Annotated in this window: 13 protein-coding genes and 1 tRNA gene; 8 read left to right on the plus strand and 6 right to left on the minus strand. The window is 63.4% G+C overall.

All coding sequences use genetic code 11. The annotated features are described in order from the left end of the window. Positions 1-163: 163 nt before the first annotated feature. The 3 genes from ald (at position 164) to JAO73_RS11290 (ending at position 5,504) form a co-directional block, all read left to right on the plus strand. The gene (gene ald, locus JAO73_RS11280; RefSeq protein ID WP_190924507.1) at positions 164-1,291 is read left to right on the plus strand and encodes an alanine dehydrogenase; all 1,128 of its coding nucleotides are present in this window, start codon (positions 164-166) and stop codon (positions 1,289-1,291) included. Between the two features lie 140 nt (positions 1,292-1,431). After that, positions 1,432-3,339, plus strand: a complete 1,908-nt coding sequence (locus JAO73_RS11285) for an LTA synthase family protein (protein ID WP_198977143.1) — start codon at positions 1,432-1,434, stop codon at positions 3,337-3,339. 191 nt (positions 3,340-3,530) lie between these two features. After that, a complete protein-coding gene (locus JAO73_RS11290) occupies positions 3,531-5,504 on the plus strand; it encodes a sensor histidine kinase (RefSeq protein ID WP_198977144.1) in 1,974 nt (657 codons plus the stop codon). 121 nt (positions 5,505-5,625) lie between these two features. On the opposite strand, the gene JAO73_RS11295 is transcribed toward JAO73_RS11290, so the two are convergent. After that, positions 5,626-6,105, minus strand: coding sequence for a type I restriction enzyme HsdR N-terminal domain-containing protein (locus JAO73_RS11295; RefSeq protein WP_198977311.1), 480 nt, complete (start codon positions 6,103-6,105; stop codon positions 5,626-5,628). Positions 6,106-6,222: 117 nt separating this feature from the next. Here JAO73_RS11295 and JAO73_RS11300 point away from each other — a divergent pair, with 117 nt between their 5' ends. Then, a complete protein-coding gene (locus JAO73_RS11300; RefSeq protein WP_190924499.1) occupies positions 6,223-6,993 on the plus strand; it encodes an AMP nucleosidase in 771 nt (256 codons plus the stop codon). A 153-nt stretch (positions 6,994-7,146) separates the two neighbouring features. Continuing rightward, positions 7,147-8,814, plus strand: a complete 1,668-nt coding sequence (locus JAO73_RS11305) for an amidohydrolase (RefSeq protein ID WP_198977145.1) — start codon at positions 7,147-7,149, stop codon at positions 8,812-8,814. Positions 8,815-9,019: 205 nt separating this feature from the next. Here the strand turns inward: JAO73_RS11305 and JAO73_RS11310 are convergent, their stop codons facing one another. The 4 genes from JAO73_RS11310 to JAO73_RS11325 all read right to left on the minus strand — a co-directional run bounded on the left by JAO73_RS11310 (position 9,020) and on the right by JAO73_RS11325 (position 12,553). Beyond that, on the minus strand, positions 9,020-9,529 hold the full coding sequence (locus JAO73_RS11310) for a DinB family protein (RefSeq protein ID WP_198977146.1): 510 nt from the start codon (positions 9,527-9,529) through the stop codon (positions 9,020-9,022). 88 nt (positions 9,530-9,617) lie between these two features. Continuing rightward, positions 9,618-11,057, minus strand: coding sequence for an MFS transporter (locus JAO73_RS11315; protein ID WP_198977147.1), 1,440 nt, complete (start codon positions 11,055-11,057; stop codon positions 9,618-9,620). Between the two features lie 204 nt (positions 11,058-11,261). After that, positions 11,262-11,349, minus strand: a tRNA-Ser gene (locus JAO73_RS11320). 118 nt (positions 11,350-11,467) lie between these two features. Then, complete coding sequence (locus tag JAO73_RS11325; protein WP_198977148.1) at positions 11,468-12,553, minus strand: asparaginase; 1,086 nt, start codon at positions 12,551-12,553, stop codon at positions 11,468-11,470. 83 nt (positions 12,554-12,636) lie between these two features. Here JAO73_RS11325 and mqo point away from each other — a divergent pair, with 83 nt between their 5' ends. The 3 genes from mqo to JAO73_RS11340 all read left to right on the plus strand — a co-directional run bounded on the left by mqo (position 12,637) and on the right by JAO73_RS11340 (position 15,313). Continuing rightward, on the plus strand, positions 12,637-14,172 hold the full coding sequence (gene mqo / locus JAO73_RS11330; protein WP_262896060.1) for a malate dehydrogenase (quinone): 1,536 nt from the start codon (positions 12,637-12,639) through the stop codon (positions 14,170-14,172). A gap of 192 nt (positions 14,173-14,364) precedes the next feature. After that, complete coding sequence (locus JAO73_RS11335) at positions 14,365-14,829, plus strand: MarR family winged helix-turn-helix transcriptional regulator (RefSeq protein WP_317191222.1); 465 nt, start codon at positions 14,365-14,367, stop codon at positions 14,827-14,829. A 52-nt stretch (positions 14,830-14,881) separates the two neighbouring features. Next, positions 14,882-15,313 carry an organic hydroperoxide resistance protein gene (locus JAO73_RS11340; RefSeq protein ID WP_198977151.1) on the plus strand — a complete coding sequence of 144 codons (432 nt, stop codon included), beginning with the start codon at positions 14,882-14,884 and terminating at the stop codon, positions 15,311-15,313. 74 nt (positions 15,314-15,387) lie between these two features. Here the strand turns inward: JAO73_RS11340 and JAO73_RS11345 are convergent, their stop codons facing one another. Continuing rightward, positions 15,388-16,125 carry an SDR family oxidoreductase gene (locus JAO73_RS11345; protein ID WP_198977152.1) on the minus strand — a complete coding sequence of 246 codons (738 nt, stop codon included), beginning with the start codon at positions 16,123-16,125 and terminating at the stop codon, positions 15,388-15,390. Positions 16,126-16,225 lie beyond the last annotated feature (100 nt).

Here is a 16,225-nt window from a genome sequence, read left to right on the forward strand (position 1 = left end):
TCCGGCGTGTAGGCAGAGAGCCGCCCCTCACCCAGGAGCGGCTCTTTGCTTAAGCACTCGAGGGAGGGCCGGAATTCTGCGCTGCCGAACGGAACCGGGCCGCTTATCTTTGCGTCTCGAACACTAACCTTCTGCTTTCACCTCCACTCCCACCACTTCGCACATGATTATCGGCGTTCCCAAGGAAATCAAAAACAACGAAAACCGCGTGGGCCTCACGCCCGCTGGCGTGGCTGAGCTGCGCAAGCACGGCCACACCCTGCTGGTGCAAAGCACCGCCGGCGAAGGCAGCGGCTTCACCGACGAAGAGTACCAGACGGCCGGCGCCACCCTGCTCCCCACCATCGCCGATGTGTACGAGCAGGCCGAGATGATTATCAAAGTGAAGGAACCCATTGCGGAGGAATATCCCCTCATCAAGGAGAACCAGCTGCTCTTCACCTACTTCCACTTCGCCAGCGGCGAGGAGCTGACCCACGCCATGATTGAGCGCAAGGCCGTGTGCCTGGCCTATGAAACCGTGGAGCTCAGCAACCGCGCCCTGCCCCTGCTCATTCCGATGAGCGAAGTGGCCGGCCGCATGGCCCCGCAGGAAGGCGCCAAGTACCTCGAGAAGCCCCTCAAAGGCCGCGGCATCTTGCTGGGCGGCGTGCCCGGCGTGAAGCCCGCCAACGTGCTGGTGCTGGGCGGCGGCGTGGTGGGTACGCAGGCGGCGAAAGTAGCCGCCGGCCTGGGCGCCCAAGTCACCATCATGGACATCAGCCTGAACCGCTTGCGCGAGCTCGACGACTTCATGCCCAAAAACGTGGTGACGCAGTACTCGAACGAGTACAACATCCGCGAAGCCATCAAGACGTCGGACCTGATTGTGGGCGCCGTGCTGATTCCCGGCGCCAAAGCGCCGCACCTCATCACCCGCGACATGCTGAAGAGCATGCGCCCCGGCACCGTGGTGGTGGACGTGGCCGTGGACCAGGGCGGCTGCATCGAAACCTGCCACCCCACCACCCACGAAAACCCGACCTTCATCATCGACGACGTGGTGCACTACTGCGTGGCCAACATGCCCGGCGCGGTGCCCTACACCAGCACCCTGGCCCTGACCAACGCCACCCTGCCCTACGCCGTGAAGCTGGCCAACCTGGGCTGGCAGGAAGCCTGCCGCCGCGACGAGGCCCTGCGCCTCGGCCTGAACGTGGTGCACGGCGAAGTGGTGTACAAAGGCGTGGCCGACGCCTGGGGCCTGCCCCTGGCGAGCGTGGAATCCGTACTGGAAGCCGCCGCGGTGTAAAATATGTGGGGTGCTGGCTCGTCTGGCACATGCATACCGAAGCCTCCCGCAGCCGCGGGAGGCTTTTTGTTGCCTTTGCGCGGGCGCCGGCACGGCGGCTTTGCTTCGCCGGGTCTTTCACTCTGAACGGTCGTTATACGTTGCTTCTCTCTCCTGCCATCCGCCTGCTGCTGCGCCGCTTTGCCCTGCTCATGGGCGTGTACACGCTGTTGCGGCTGGGCTTTTATGTACTGAACTACAGCACGTTTCAACGCATCAACGACGCAGATGTGGCCCGCGCTTTCGTGCACGGGCTGCGGTTCGATGCTTCGGCGCTGCTGTGGCTGAACCTGCTGCTGGTGCTGCCGTCGCTGCTGGTGCCGGTGGGCTCGCGCCGCGGGCAGCAGTGGCTACGGGTGCTGTTTGTGCTGCTGAATTTTCCGGGCTTTCTGCTGAACATCATTGATTGGCAGTACTTTAAATTCATTGGTCGGCGGCTGAGCAACGAGTGGAGCACCATCGGCGACGACATTGCGCAGCAGGCCGGGCAAATCGGGCTGCATTACTGGTACCTGGCCCTTCCGCTGGCCGGGATGGTGTGGCTGCTGTGGTGGCTGTGCCCCATGCCCACGGCCGCCGAGCTGGCGTTTCGGCCGGGCCGCCGGGCCTGGCTGCCGCGCCTGCTGGAAGCCGTGGTGGTGATTGGGCTGGTGGTGCTGGGCCTGCGCGGGGGCTGGCAATTGAAGCCGCTGCGCACCGGCACCGCCTTCGAGTTGCAACCGGCCGTGCTGGGCCACCTGGCCCTCAACAGCACGTTTACGGTGCTGAAAACCCTGGACGTGGCGCCGGTGGAACGGGTCAATTATTTTGCTTCGGCGGAAGCGTTGCGGCCGGCGCTGGGCGCCGCACGCCTGCCCGTGCGCCCAACTCCCACCGCGCCCGACAACGTGGTGATTTTGCTGGTGGAAAGCTTCGGCTCGGAATACACCGGCGTTGAAAACGGGGACCGTGGTGGCTACACCCCTTTCTTTGATTCGCTGGCCACGGCGCCCGGCGCGCTGCTGATGCGGGATAACTACGCCAACGGCCGCCGGTCCATCGAGGCGTTGCCGGCCGTGCTCTCGGGCCTGCCCTCGCTCATGGACGAGCCCTTCATCACGTCCAGCTTTCAGACGGCGGAGATGCACGGGCTGGGCGAAATCCTGGGCCGGCACGGTTACACCACGGCCATGTACCACGCCGGCACCAACGGCACCATGGGTTTTGATATGTTTGCCGGCATTGCCGGCATGCAGCATTACTACGGCCTGAATGAATACCCCGGCGGCGACAAAAGCCCCGATTATGACGGGCACTGGGGCATTTTCGACGAGCCTTACCTGCAGTACTTCAACCGGCAATTATCGGCCACGAAGCACCCGTTTTTTGCCACGCTCTTCACCCTCAGCGCCCACGACCCCTTCACGGTGCCGGCCAAGTACAAAGGCAAATTTCCAACGGGGACGCAGCCCATCCACCCCACCATTGCCTATACCGACTTAGCGCTGCGCAACTTCTTCCGGGCGGCCCGCCGGCAGCCGTGGTTTGCACACACGCTGTTTGTGCTCACGGCCGACCACACTTCCCAAACCGACCAGCCCAGCTACCAAAACCCGCTGGGCTACCACAAAACGCCGCTATTGCTGCTGCGCCCCGGCCAGCCCCTGCCCCCCGCCAACCCCCATCGCATCAGCCAGCAGGCCGACGTGCCGGCCTCGGTGCTCGACGTGCTGGGCCTGCCGCAGGAGCAAAAGTCGCTGCTGCCGTTTGGCTCCTCGGTGTTTGACGCGGCCAGCCCCGGCCGCGCGCTATTCCGCGACGGCGATTCCTACTACCTCGTGCATTCCGACTTCGTGACGGAGCTCACGAATACCAACCAGGTGCGGCTCTACCCCTACCAGAACCATTCAATGCCCTTGAAGCCGGTGGCCAACCCCGACCCGGCGCTGGTGAAAAAGTACGGCAACGAGTTGCGCGCCTGCGTGCAGTTCTACGTCAACGGCCTGCTCGATAATCGGCTGTATAAATAGCGTCCTTGCCCTTGCTTGTTGGAAAAGGTACCCGTTAGAGACGGCCACCGTCGAACGGCTTTCGTTTCAATAAACGGTTGTCAGGACATCATCATGCGTTGCGATTGGTGCAGGCTGCATCAGGCCCTCAGCTCCACGTGCTGCGTTGTCGAACGTGTCCTAGTTTTGGTTATTCTATCTAGCCGCCGTTCATGCTTCCTGCCTCCGCTGCCGCCATTGCCCCCGACGCCGTTTTGCTCCGCGAATTACTGGCCGTTTCGCTCACCGGCGTCATTTTTTATACGCCCATTTATGCTGCGGCCGGCACGGGCGAAATTGTGGATTTCACCTTTGAGTACCTCAACCCCGCGGCCCAGCGCATGATGCGCATGCCGGAAGTGCCCACCGTGACGCACAACCAGCAGTGGCCCCACAGCATTGCTCACGGCACTTTCCAGTTTCACGTCGACGCCTTCGAAAGCGGCGAGCCCCGCGAGTACAACATCAACTACCAGGCTGATGGCTACGACAACTATTACCGCCTGGCCGCCCGGCGGGCCGGCGTGGGCCTGCTCGTGAGCTTCACCGACACCGCCGACCAGCCCCGGTCGCCGGTGGAAGTGGCCCTGCGCGAGGCCCAGGCCCGCGAGCAAGCCGCGCGCGCCGAAGCCGAGGTGCAGCGCCAGCGCTTCTACGAGGTGCTCATGCACCTGCCGGCCCACGTGGCCGTGCACGAGGGCCCCGAGCAGGTGTTCACGCTCGTCAACCCCCACTACCAGCGCGTCGCCAACGGGCGCGACCTGTTGGGGCAGCCCATTCGCGCGGTGTGGCCCGAGCTGGCCGGCCAGGGCATTCTCGACGAACTCGACCGCGTGTACCGCACCGGCGAACCCTTCGTGGCGGCCGGGCGGCCGGTTCAGGTCGATTTCTCGCGCACTGGCCAGTTGGAGCAGGTGTACTACGACTTCTTTTTCCTGGCCTTGCGCGATGCCCAGGGCCACATCACGGGCGTGCTCAACTTTTCTTACGACGTAACCGGCGCCATGCGGGCCCGCCAGCAGGTCGAACAGCTGAACCAAGAACTTGAAAGCCGCGTGCGCGAGCGCACGGCCGCCCTGCAGGAAAGCGAAGCCCGATTCCGCATCATGGCCGACGCCGCGCCCAACCAAGTGTGGGCCGTGAACCCGGATACCACCATTCGGTATGCCAACCAGGCTTTTCTCGATTTTGTGGGCGTGGACCTGGAACAGTACGTGGCCACGGGCTGGGCGGCGTACCTCCACCCGGAAGAACTGGACCTGGCCCAGCACGCGCTGGCCGAGGCCATTCGCACGCGTGGCCCCTACGTGCTGGAGCACCGCATGCGCCGCCACGACGGGCAGTACCGCTGGCTGCTGGCCCAGGGTGCCCCCAGCTTTTACCCCAACGGCGACCTGTACGGCTACGTGGGTTCGGCCATCGACATTACCGACCTCAAGCACACCAACGAGCGCCTGACCCGCACCAACCAAGACCTCGACAACTTCGTGTACGCCGCCAGCCACGACCTCAAGCAGCCCGTCAACAACCTCGCGGGCTTATTTGAAGAGCTGCGGGGCAGTGCGACTTTTGCCGACCCCTTGGAAGAGGAGGTGCTCGTACCCCTGATTCAGGATGCGCTGCAACAGTTGGGCCATACCATCGACGACTTGGCAGCCCTGGGGCAAGCGCAGCAGAGCAGCGAAGCGGCGCCCACGGAGGAAGTGCGGCTGGCCGACGTGGTGGAAGAGGTGGTCAACTCGCTCGAACCCCAAGCCCGGGCGGCGCGGGCCCGCATCACCACGGACTTTGCGTCCCGGCCCACGGTGTGCTTCGCCCGGGCCAACTTGCGCACCATCCTGCTCAACCTTCTCAGCAATTCGCTTAAATACGCCGACCCCGCGCGGCCCGCGCGCATCCACGTGTCGGCGTGGGTGGCGGATGGCCAACCCATCCTTGTGGTGGAAGACAACGGCTTGGGGTTCGACGCCGAAAAGCACGGGGCGGAGCTGTTTCACCTCTTTCGGCGGCTGCATACCCACATTCCCGGTTCAGGCGTGGGCCTCTACTTGGTGCACCGCATCGTGCAGGCCCACGGCGGCAGCATCGAAGTAGACAGCCAGCCGGGAGCCGGGGCCTCTTTCCGCGTCCGGTTGGGCCAGGCCTAGCCACTGCTTGCTGGGCCAGAGTTGCGCCGCCCGGGCCTGCTTCATCGTCAGGTTGGATGTGCAGTCGGAAACTTTGCGGGCTTCTAAATCCGGCCCAGTTGACCGGCTTATGAAATCGCGCCTACCCTTCAGGCGAGGACTGCCACTGCACCGCCGTTGCATATTCCGGAATTTCCTCCAGCCGCACGTTGGTCCGCTTCGCAAAATCGACCCGCCAGCAGTAGTGCACCAGGCCGTTGGTGAGCAGCAGCAGCGGGGCGCCAATGGTTTGGTTGTAAGTAGTGGCCTGCCGGGCCACGGCCTGCGTGATGGGCACCGAGGGCGCTTTGCACTCCACCAGCAACAGGGGCTGGCCGTCGGGGTTGAGGGCCAGCAGGTCGGTGCGCTTCTGGCGCTGGTTGTAGCGCAGGCCGCGCTCCAGGGCCAGCAGGCCGCGTGGGTAGCCGAGGTGGTCGGTGAGGTAATGCACCACGTGCTGGCGCACCCACTCCTCGGGCGTGAGCACAACGTGCTTGCGCCGGAGCCCGTCCCAGATGAGTGGCTGATTTGTGGCCGATTGTGTAAGTTTGGCCTCGAAAGGCGGCAGGTCCAGGGCTTGCATCACCTCCAAAGGTAGGGGTCGGGTATCGAGTGACTGAGCAACTGAGTGGCTACGTGACTCCGAAACGCACACCCTTTTCTCACTCCCTCACAGCCATTCCGCCACTCATTTTTCTGTATGAAGACCAAAGAAGAAATTGTCAATAACTGGCTGCCGCGCTACACCGGCGTGCCGCTGAGCGAATTTGGGCAGTACATCCTGCTCACCAACTTCAGCAATTACGTGTACATGTTTGCCGAGCAGTTCGGCTGCGAAGTGCGCGGCACCGACAAGCCCATGCAAACGGCCACGGCCAACGGCATCACCATCATCAACTTCGGCATGGGCTCGCCCATGGCCGCCACGGTGATGGATTTGCTCTCGGCCATCAAGCCCAAGGCGGCCCTGTTTCTGGGCAAGTGCGGCGGCCTGAAAAAGACCAAGCTCGGCGACCTGGTGCTGCCCATCGCCGCCATTCGCGGCGACGGTACTTCCGACGACTACCTGCCCAAGGAAATCCCGGCCCTGCCCTCCTTCCGCCTGCAGCGCGCCGTGAGCAGCATGATTAAAAAGCACGAGCTGGACTACTACACCGGCACGGTGTACACCACCAACCGCCGCGTGTGGGAGCACGACCAGGAATTCAAGGAATACCTGCGCCGGGTGCGCGCCCTGGCCGTCGACATGGAAACGGCCACCATTTTCGTGTGCGGTTTCATGAACGACATCCCGCACGGCGCCCTGCTGCTGGTGAGCGACAACCCGATGACGCCCGAAGGCGTGAAAACCTCGGAGTCGGACTCGAAAGTGACGGCCAATTTTGTGCAGCAGCACCTGCAAATCGGCATCGAGTCGCTGCAGGAGTTGCAGTTCTCGGGCGAGTCGGTGAAGCACATGCGCTTCGAGTAAGCGGGCACCGGAAGTTTTTAGGCACGTCGTGCCGAGCGCCGCCGAAGCATCTCTCCCGCGCAACTAATTAGGTTTAGTATTGCGGGAGAGATGCTTCGGCGGCGCTTGGCACGACGTTCTTTTTTTGCATTTGTCCATACCCCCATTTTCTGCATGGTTCACTTTTCTCCTACGTTCCTTTCCAGACTCGCCTCGCCCCTGCTGGCCCTGACACTCCTGAGCGGCTGCGGCGCCAAACGAGAAGCCGTCGACCTGCTGGTAACCAACGCCACGGTGTACACCGTCGATTCGACCTTTTCAAAAGCCGAAGCCTTTGCGGTGAAGAACGGCAAGTTTGTAGCCGTGGGCGCGGCCGCCGACCTTAAAGCGAAGTACCAGGCGGCGCAGGAAGTAGACGCCAACGGCCAGTACATCTACCCCGGCTTCTACGACGCGCACTGCCACTTCTACCGCTATTCCCTGGGCCTGAGCTACGCCAATCTGGTGGGCACCACCTCCTGGGACGACGTGCTGCAGAAGCTCCAGCAGCATCGGCAGCAGCACCCACAGGCTGCGTGGCTGCTGGGCCGCGGCTGGGACCAAAACGACTGGCCCGACAAGCAATTTCCGACCAAAGAGAAGCTCGACCAGCTGTTCCCCGATGTGCCGGTTGCCATCATTCGGGTTGATGGGCACGCGGCGCTGGTCAATCAGAAAGCTCTGGACCTGGCCGGCGTCACGGCCGCCACGCCCATCAGCGGTGGCACCATCGCGCGCGACGCGCAGGGCCGCCTTACCGGCCTGCTCGTCGACAACGCCCAGCGCCTGGTAGGCAAGGACATTGCCGAGCCCTCGCCGGCCGAAGCCGCCCAGCTGCTGCTGCAGGGCCAGCAAAACTGCCTGGCCGTGGGCCTCACCAGCCTCGCCGACGCCGGCCTTGACAAGGCCGATATCGACCAAATGGCAGCCCTGCAACAGCAAGGCAAGCTCAAGCTGCGCCTCTACGCCATGCTGGCGCCCACGCCCCAAAACCGCGCGTACTACCTCAAAAACGGCCCCGTTCTGACCGACCAGCTCACCGTCAGCTCCTTCAAGGTGTACGCCGACGGCGCCCTGGGCTCGCGCGGGGCCTGCCTGGTGCAGCCCTACGCCGACCGCCCCAAGGAAACCGGCTTCCTGCTCTCCACCGAAAAGGAATACCGGGCGCTGGCCAAAGAGTTGGCCGCGTCGAAGTTTCAGATGAACACCCACGCCATTGGCGACTCGGCCAACCGCATCATCCTCAGCATCTACGGCGAGGCGCTGAAGGGCCAGAAGGACCGCCGCTGGCGCATCGAGCACGCCCAGGTCATCACCCCGGCCGACATGCCCAAGTTTGGGCAGTTTGGCATCGTGCCCTCGGTGCAGCCCACCCACGCCACTTCCGACATGTACTGGGCCGGCGAGCGCCTCGGGGCCGCGCGCGTGAAAACGGCCTACGCCTACCGCGAGCTGCTGAAGCAGTACGGCCAGCTGGCCCTGGGCTCCGACTTTCCGGTCGAAGACATCAACCCGCTGTTTGGCTTCCATTCGGCCGTGGCCCGGCAAGACGCCAAGAACTACCCCAAGGGCGGCTTTCAGATGGAAAACGCCATCAGCCGCCCCGACGCCTTGCGCGGCATGACCACCTGGGCCGCCCACGCCGCTTTTGAAGAAAAGCGCAAAGGCCAAATCAAACCCGGCATGCTGGCCGATTTTGTGGTGCTGAACACCGACTTGCTGACCGCGCCCAACGAGCAGCTACGCGGCGCCCAGGTACTGCAAACGTGGATAGGCGGGCAGCGGGTATTTGAGAAGAAGTAAGAGGCCTTGCGGGGGCGGGCGCAGCCCGCGGCAACCCGTCCTCTTTTCGCAACCAGCCCGGAGTTGCGACAACGTCTGTGATAAACTGCAAAAAGCCCCGCCTCTGCCCAGAGCCGGGGCTTTTTGCAGCAATTGGGTTAGTCGCCGAGAACAGGACGCATTGCTTCGCGACGCTTGCAATGACGGTGGAGGCCCAGTGCTTCTCCTACTTCTCGTCGGCGCTGGGGCCGTAGAGGCCGGGCACCGGAATGTCGAGCAAGCGCAGGTACACCGTGAGTTGGCCGCGGTGGTGGATGCTATGGTTGAGGCCCATGATGCGGATGGCAGTGGCTTTGGGGTAGTCGAATACCACGTGCTCGCCGCGGTGCAGCTTGAAGTTGTGGCTCAGCTTTTCGTCGTCGCTTTGCTGCAGCTCTTTCTTCAGGATGGCGCTGTATTCGTCGAAGCGGGCCAGCAGTTCTTCGTGGCTGGTGGGCGTGGGGCCGGGCTTGGGGGCGTTGGGGTCGAGGAAGTCGCGCGAGTCGTGCGTTACAAACAGCGTTTTAAAAGCCAGCAGGTTCACCGTATGGGTAGCCAGCTGCCACAGGCTCATGCTCTTGGGGTGCGGCTTGTAGTCGGCTTGGTCAAAAGGCACTCGCTCGAGGATGCGGCGGGTTTGCGTCAGCTCGTGGTTGAGCTCGGCGAGGATGTTTTTTTGAACAGAAGAGGTGTACATGCAAGAATGGGGTGAGGTGAAACGCGGCCTTTCGGTCCGCGAGCCAAAGCTATTCCATTTGATTCAACTCGCGGACTAAAAGCCCGCGCTACCGGGCCATGGGCGCGCCCATTTCGGCCGCGGCGGAGGCCGGCGGCGGGCCCGGCAGCGAGATGGGCCCCAACGATTCTTCGCGCAGCTTCTTGCCGCGCAACGTGAGCAGAAAGCCCAGGCCCAAAATGAAGAACACGATGAGCGAGAGAATGCTGTTGCGCATCGAGCCCGTGATTTGCCCAATCAGCCCAAACGAGAGCGTGCCGATGACAATGCCGAGCTTTTCCACCACATCAAAAAAGCTGAAATAAGCGGCCGAGTTGGGCGTGTTTTCGGGAATAATCTTAGAATACGTGCTGCGCGACAGGCTTTGCACGGCGCCCATGGTGAGGCCAATCACGGCGGCCAGCGCGTAAAAGCTCCAGCCGGCCTGCACGAAGTAGCCCGCGATGCAAATCAGCATCCAGATGAACACGGCCCAGCTCAGGGCCCGGGTGTTGCCGATGCGGTCGGAGAGTTTGGCGAAGAGCCAGGCCCCGAGAATGCCCACAATCTGCAGCAGCAGAATGGTGACGATGAGCGAAGTGCTGTCGAGCTTCAACACCTTGTCGCCGAAGATGGTGGCCACGTACATCACCGTTTGCACACCCATGTTGTAGGTGAAGTAGGCCAGCAGGAAGCGCTTGAGGTTGGGCTGCTGCTTGAGCTGGTCCCACACCTTGCCCAGTTCGCGGAAGCCGTTGAGCAGCCAGCCGTCCTGGCTGACGGGGGCATCGGCGGCGCGGCCGGCATCGGGCGGCAGCGTGAAAAACGGGATTTGGGCAAACCCCACCCACCACAAGCCGGTGAGCAAAAAGCTGAGCCGCGTGGCCTGGCCGGTGCTCATGCCGAACAGGGCCACGCCCTCGGGGCCGCCCGCAATGTGCGGGCCCATGATGATGCCCAGGCAGATGACCAGCAGCAGCACCGAGCCGATGTAGCCCATGGAAAAGCCCCGCGCCGAAAGCGAATCGAACTTTTCTTCGGAGCTGATGTCGGGCAGGTAGGAATTGTAGAACACGATGCTGCCGCTGAAGCCCACGGTGGCCGCAATGAAAATGAACGTGCTCAGCGTCAGATTGTCCTCGGTGAAGAAGTACAGCGCCGCGCAGCTCAGGGCCCCGAGGTAGCAGAAGATTTGCAGAAACAGCTTCTTGCGGCCCGAATAATCGGCCAGCGAGGTCAGAAACGGGCTGACCAGGGCAATGAGCAGGAAAGCAAACGAGATGGCGTAGGTCAGCAGCGACGAGCCCGGCACCTGGAACCCCAGAAAATCGACCATGTCGGTGGGGTTGATGGCCTTGGTGATGCTGCCCCAGTAGATGGGAAAAATGGAGCTGGTGATGACGAGCGGGTACACGGAGTTGGCCCAGTCGTAGAAAGTCCAGCCGGTGGTGATGCGCTTGTTGTCTTTCTCGATGCCGGGGGCGGCAATTGGCGTCGGGGTTGGGGTCATAAGTGCGCGCAGAAAGTGTGAGGGGTTGCGCCGGGGAAGGTAACGGGTTTTGGGCGTTTGCGTTGCGGGGGCCACGGTTGGGGCGCCTCCACCAACGGGCTGAGCGGCCGGAGCAGCAATGCACCGGGCTCACTCCGCGTCAAAGCTACAGACCGGCCGAAAGGCATAAAAAAACCCGTTCCTGATTCAGAAACGGGCTTTGAGCTGAGAGGATGGGATTCGAACCCACGATGACCTTTTGAGCCATACACACTTTCCAGGCGTGCTCCTTCGACCACTCGGACACCTCTCAAGGTTGGCGGTTGATGGGGCAAAGATAGAGGCTAGTTGCCAGTTGTTGGTTGTCGGTTGTCAGTTTTATGCTCACCGACCAGTTCAACAACTGACAACCAACAACTGGCATCTTGAAATCAGGGTGTGATTTCGCCTCGCAGGTCCTGCATCAGCAGCTGGCGGGTGGGCTCCTCCCCCAGCCCGCGGCCGAGCACGAACATGAGCTTGGTCACGGCCGACTCGGTGGTGATGTCGTCGCCGCCCACAATGCCCAGCTCCGCGAAGTGAGCGCTGGTTTCGTACTTGCCCTGCACCACGCGGCCTTCCTCGCACTGGCTCACGTTCAGCAGCCACACGCCGCGCCGGCGGGCCTCGGCCAGGCAGCCCAAAAACCACGGCGCCGTGGGCGCATTGCCCGAGCCGTAGGTTTCGAGCACGCAGCCGCGCAGCCCCGGAATGCCCAATATGGCCGATACCACCGCCTCCGTGATGCCCGGAAACAGGCGCAGCACGGCCACGGCGGTTTCGAGGGTTTCGTGCACCTTGAGGCGGGCGCCGGGCAGCAGGCGAATGCTTTTGTCGTCGAACTCCAGGCTGATGCCGGCCCGGGCCAGCGGCGGGTAGTTTTCACTTTTGAAGGCAGCAAACTGCTGGCTTTCGACCTTCTTGGCCCGCGTGCCGCGAATGAGCACGTCGTTGAAAAACACGCACACCTCGGGCACGCGCACCGTGCGACCGCGCGGATGGCGGGCGGCCGCAATTTCCAGCGCCGTGATGAGGTTGCGCTGGGCATCGGAGCGGTTGGCGCCCACCGGCACCTGGGCGCCGGTGAACACCACGGGCTTGCCCAGGTTCTCCAGAATGTAGCTCAGGGCGGCCGCCGAATAGGCCATGGTGTCGGTGCCGTGCAGCACCACGAAGCCGTCAAAATCGGCGTAGTGCCGCTCGATGAGCCGGGCCAGAAACAACCAGTCGGCCGGCGTCACGTTGCTGCTGTCGATGGGCTCGGGCAGGCTCAGCAGCTCCAGCCGAAACGGCAGGCGCGTGAGTTCCGGCATCTTGCGGTCGAGGCGGCCAAACTGCATGGGCACCAAGCCGCCCTTGCGGTTCAGGGCCATGCCCACCGTGCCGCCGGTGTAGATGATGAGCAGGCGCGGGGCCTCGGTGGAGGTGGCGTCGGCGCGGGTGGGCAGGGGGAGCAGCGGCAGGTCGAGGGTGGGCATGGGTGGGAGGTGGTCGTTCGGCGGCGCAAGGTAGCGGGTTGGTTTTTTGTCCGCGGGGCAGCCTGGCGGCCGGTTCAGCCGTATTGGCTGGGTTCTTCCTCCATCCGTTTGCTATGACCCCAACCGACGCGAACCCCGACAAACCCGTTACCGACGTCATCGTCATTGGCGCGGGCATCATGAGTGCCACGTTGTGCGTGCTGCTCAAAACCCTCGACCCCACCATCACCATCGCCGGCTACGAGCGCCTCGACGCCGTGGCCGCCGAAAGCTCCGACGCCTGGAACAACGCCGGCACCGGCCACTCGGCCTTCTGCGAGCTCAACTACACCCCCGAGCGGCCCGATGGCTCCATCGACATCAGCAAAGCCGATAAAATTGCCGAGCAGTTTGAGCTGAGCAAGCAATTTTGGGCCTCCCTGGCGCTGGAAGGCGTGCTGCCCGACCCCACCTCCTTCATTCGCACCATTCCGCACATGAGCTTCGTGTGGGGCGCGGCCAACGTGGAATACCTGCGCAAGCGCCACGCCGCCCTGCTGCACTCGCCGCTGTTCCAGGGCATGGAATTCAGCGAAGACCCGGACCAGATTGCCCGGTGGATTCCGCTGGTGATGGATGGCCGCGACCGCAGCGTGCCGGTGGCCGCCACGCGCATGCCCATCGGCACCGACGTCAACTTTGGCGCCCTCACCCGCGCCCTGTCCAACTACGTGAAGGCCCTGCCGGGTGTCGACTTCAATCTCGGCCACGAAGTGGAAGACTTTCGGCGCAAGGACGACGGCATCTGGCGCCTGAAGGTGCGCAACCTGGCCACCGACCAAAGCCGCATCGTGCGGGCGCGCTTCGTCTTCATCGGGGCCGGCGGGGGCTCGCTGCCGCTGCTCGAAAAGTCGGGCATTCCGGAGGCCAACGGCTTCGGCGGCTTCCCCGTGAGCGGGCAGTGGCTGAAGTGCCGCAACCCGGCCGTGATAGCCCGGCACGAGGCTAAAGTGTACGGCAAGCCGGCCGTGGGCTCGCCGCCCATGTCGATGCCCCACCTCGACTCGCGGCAGATAAACGGGCAGAAAGAGCTGCTGTTCGGGCCGTACGCGGGCTTCAGCACCAAGTTTTTGAAGAAGGGCTCCTACACCGACTTGTTCCGCTCCATCGAATTGGGCAACATCCGGCCGCTGCTTTACGCCGGCGCCCGCAACCTGGGCCTGACCAAGTACCTCATCGGGCAAGTGCTGCAGTCGCCCGAGGACCGCACCGCCGCCTTGCGCGAGTACTACCCCACCGCCAACCCCGCCGACTGGCAGCTGGAAGTGGCCGGCCAGCGCGTGCAGGTCATCAAGAAAGACAAAAAGCAGGGCGGCGTGCTCGAATTCGGTACCGAGATGGTGACGTCGGCCGATGGCTCCATTGCCGCGCTGCTGGGCGCTTCCCCCGGCGCCAGCACCGCCGTGGCCATTATGCTGGAGCTGGTGCAGAAATGCTTCCCCAGACGGGCTACCTCGTCGGAATGGCAGGCGCGCTTCCGCGAGTTGGTGCCCTCCTTCGGCAAGCATCTGGCCGACGACCCCGCGCTGACGGCCCAAGTGCGCGAGCGCAGCCGCCAAGCCCTCAAGTTGGACGCTTGAGGCATTTGGCTTGATGCGTCGGATGCCTTTTGTCTGTCATGCAGCGCGAAGCAGCTTCTCACCATTGAGTGCATCGTTCAATGGTGAGAAGCTGCTTCGCGCTGCATGACAGATTTTTTCTGGCTGAAAATCAGAGACACAACACTGACAAGCATATTTAATTGTGCACAATTAAAACTTATACAACTAATTTTGACTTGTAGTCCCGAAAGCCATGAAAAAGCTCCGGCCCTGAACCCACTGCTCAAACTGGACAACCAGCTGTGCTTTTCGGTATATGCCCTGTCGCGGCTCATCACCAAAGCCTACCAGCCCCTGCTCGAAAACCTGGACGTGACCTATCCGCAGTACCTCGTGCTGCTGCTGCTGTGGGAGCACGAGGAGCTGACCGTGAAGCAGCTGGGCGAGCACCTGCTGCTCGATTCGGGCACGCTCACGCCCCTGCTCAAGCGCATGGAACAGCGGCAGTGGCTCAGCCGCCGCCGCGACGTTCGCGACGAGCGCTCAGTGGTGGTGGCCCTCACGCCGGCTGGCCGCGCGCTGCAGGCCCAGGCCGCCCACATCCCGGTGCGGCTGGCCGAGAAAATGCAGCTGACCGAGCCCGAAATGGCGGGGCTGCGCACTCAGCTGCGCCAGATTATGACCCTGTTATCCTAACGCCGTTCCGGCATTTTTTACTTCCAACCCCCTTTTTACCAAGTTTCTCCACATGAGCATCCAACGCCTGTACACCGCCAAAGCCAAAACCTCCGGGGGCCGCGACGGTCGCGCCATTTCTTCTGACAACGTGATTGACCTGCCCCTGAGCACGCCCAAGGAAATGGGCGGGCCCGGCAAACCCAACACCACCAACCCCGAGCAGCTGTTTGCCGCCGGCTATTCGGCCTGCTTCGACGGCGCGCTGAACCTGGTGGCCCGCATGGCCAAAACCCCCATCACCGGCAGCACCGTGGAAGCCGACGTGAGCTTCGGCAAAGACGGCGACAACTTCGGCCTAGCCGTGGACCTGCTGGTGAACATCCCCAACCTGGGCCAACAGCAAGCCGAGGAATTGGTGGCCAAAGCCCACCAAGTGTGCCCCTACTCCCGCGCCACCCGCGGCAACATTGAGGTGACGCTGACCACGACGACCAACGCCTAAGGCGTTGGGGTATCGCCCACAAAAAAGCCCGGCCGCTGCGTAGCGGCCGGGCTTTTTTGTGGGCCAGCTGGTTGCTACCGGTTGTTCATCATCCTGAAACGCTCGTCCAGTTCGGCGCGGGACGCCAGGCGGGCCTGCTCCGACGTGCCGAAGCCCACTTCTTCCTCGCCGGCCGCAAGGCGAGCCATCACAGAATCGGCAAATTCGTCCACGTTCACGCCAAAGGTGTGCAGGCCGGGCCCGCCGAGGTCGGTGTTGACGGCCGGGGGCACGATTTCGAGCACCGAAATGCCCGTGGGCTTGAGCTGGTGGCGCAGCGAGAGCGTGAAAGAGTGAAGTGCGGCCTTGGTGGCGCTGTAGATGGGCGCAAACGCCGCCGGCGCAAACGACAGGCCCGAGGTGACGTTGATGATGGCCGCGTGGGCCTGCGCGCGCAGGTGCGGAATGAGCAGGGTGCTCAGGTGGATGGGCGCCTCCACGTTGATGACGATTTCCTGGCGCAGGTGGTCCCAGTCGGCGCCGGGCTCGGCCAGCTGCACGCGGTTCTGGATGCCGGCGTTGTTGACCAGCACGTTGAGTTGGGGGTAGGTGGCGGTGGCCCAGCGCGCGAGCTCGGCGCGTTCGGCGGCGTCGGCCACGTCGGCCACGCGGGTGATGAGGCCGGGGTAGAGCTGCTGGGTCTCGGCCAGCTTTTCGGCGCGGCGGCCCACGATGATGACCGTGCTGCCGGCCCGCAAAAAGCGCAGCGCCAGCGCCAGGCCGATGCCCGTGGCGCCGCCGGTGAGGAGAACGGTGTTGGTGGAAAGGTTCATGAAAGGAAAGGATAGGTGGGTGAAAGAAAGCCGCTAACAAGCCAACGGGCTCGTTGGTTGAAGGGTTTATTTCCGAGGGCGCCCTTTTGCGCCCGTACTT

This window comes from Hymenobacter miniatus, assembly GCF_016427455.1.
GTDB classification, from domain to species: Bacteria; Bacteroidota; Bacteroidia; order Cytophagales; family Hymenobacteraceae; genus Hymenobacter; species Hymenobacter armeniacus.

Coding starts and splice junctions, on each gene's coding strand:
- JAO73_RS11300 (WP_190924499.1), top strand. CDS start 6,223: ATGAAGACCAAAGAAGAAATTGTCAATAACTGGCTGCCGCGCTACACC.
- JAO73_RS11345 (WP_198977152.1), bottom strand. CDS start 16,125: ATGAACCTTTCCACCAACACCGTTCTCCTCACCGGCGGCGCCACGGGC.
- JAO73_RS11310 (WP_198977146.1), bottom strand. CDS start 9,529: ATGTACACCTCTTCTGTTCAAAAAAACATCCTCGCCGAGCTCAACCAC.
- JAO73_RS11290 (WP_198977144.1), top strand. CDS start 3,531: ATGCTTCCTGCCTCCGCTGCCGCCATTGCCCCCGACGCCGTTTTGCTC.
- JAO73_RS11315 (WP_198977147.1), bottom strand. CDS start 11,057: ATGACCCCAACCCCGACGCCAATTGCCGCCCCCGGCATCGAGAAAGAC.
- JAO73_RS11305 (WP_198977145.1), top strand. CDS start 7,147: ATGGTTCACTTTTCTCCTACGTTCCTTTCCAGACTCGCCTCGCCCCTG.
- JAO73_RS11340 (WP_198977151.1), top strand. CDS start 14,882: ATGAGCATCCAACGCCTGTACACCGCCAAAGCCAAAACCTCCGGGGGC.
- JAO73_RS11325 (WP_198977148.1), bottom strand. CDS start 12,553: ATGCCCACCCTCGACCTGCCGCTGCTCCCCCTGCCCACCCGCGCCGAC.
- JAO73_RS11295 (WP_198977311.1), bottom strand. CDS start 6,105: ATGCAAGCCCTGGACCTGCCGCCTTTCGAGGCCAAACTTACACAATCG.
- ald (WP_190924507.1), top strand. CDS start 164: ATGATTATCGGCGTTCCCAAGGAAATCAAAAACAACGAAAACCGCGTG.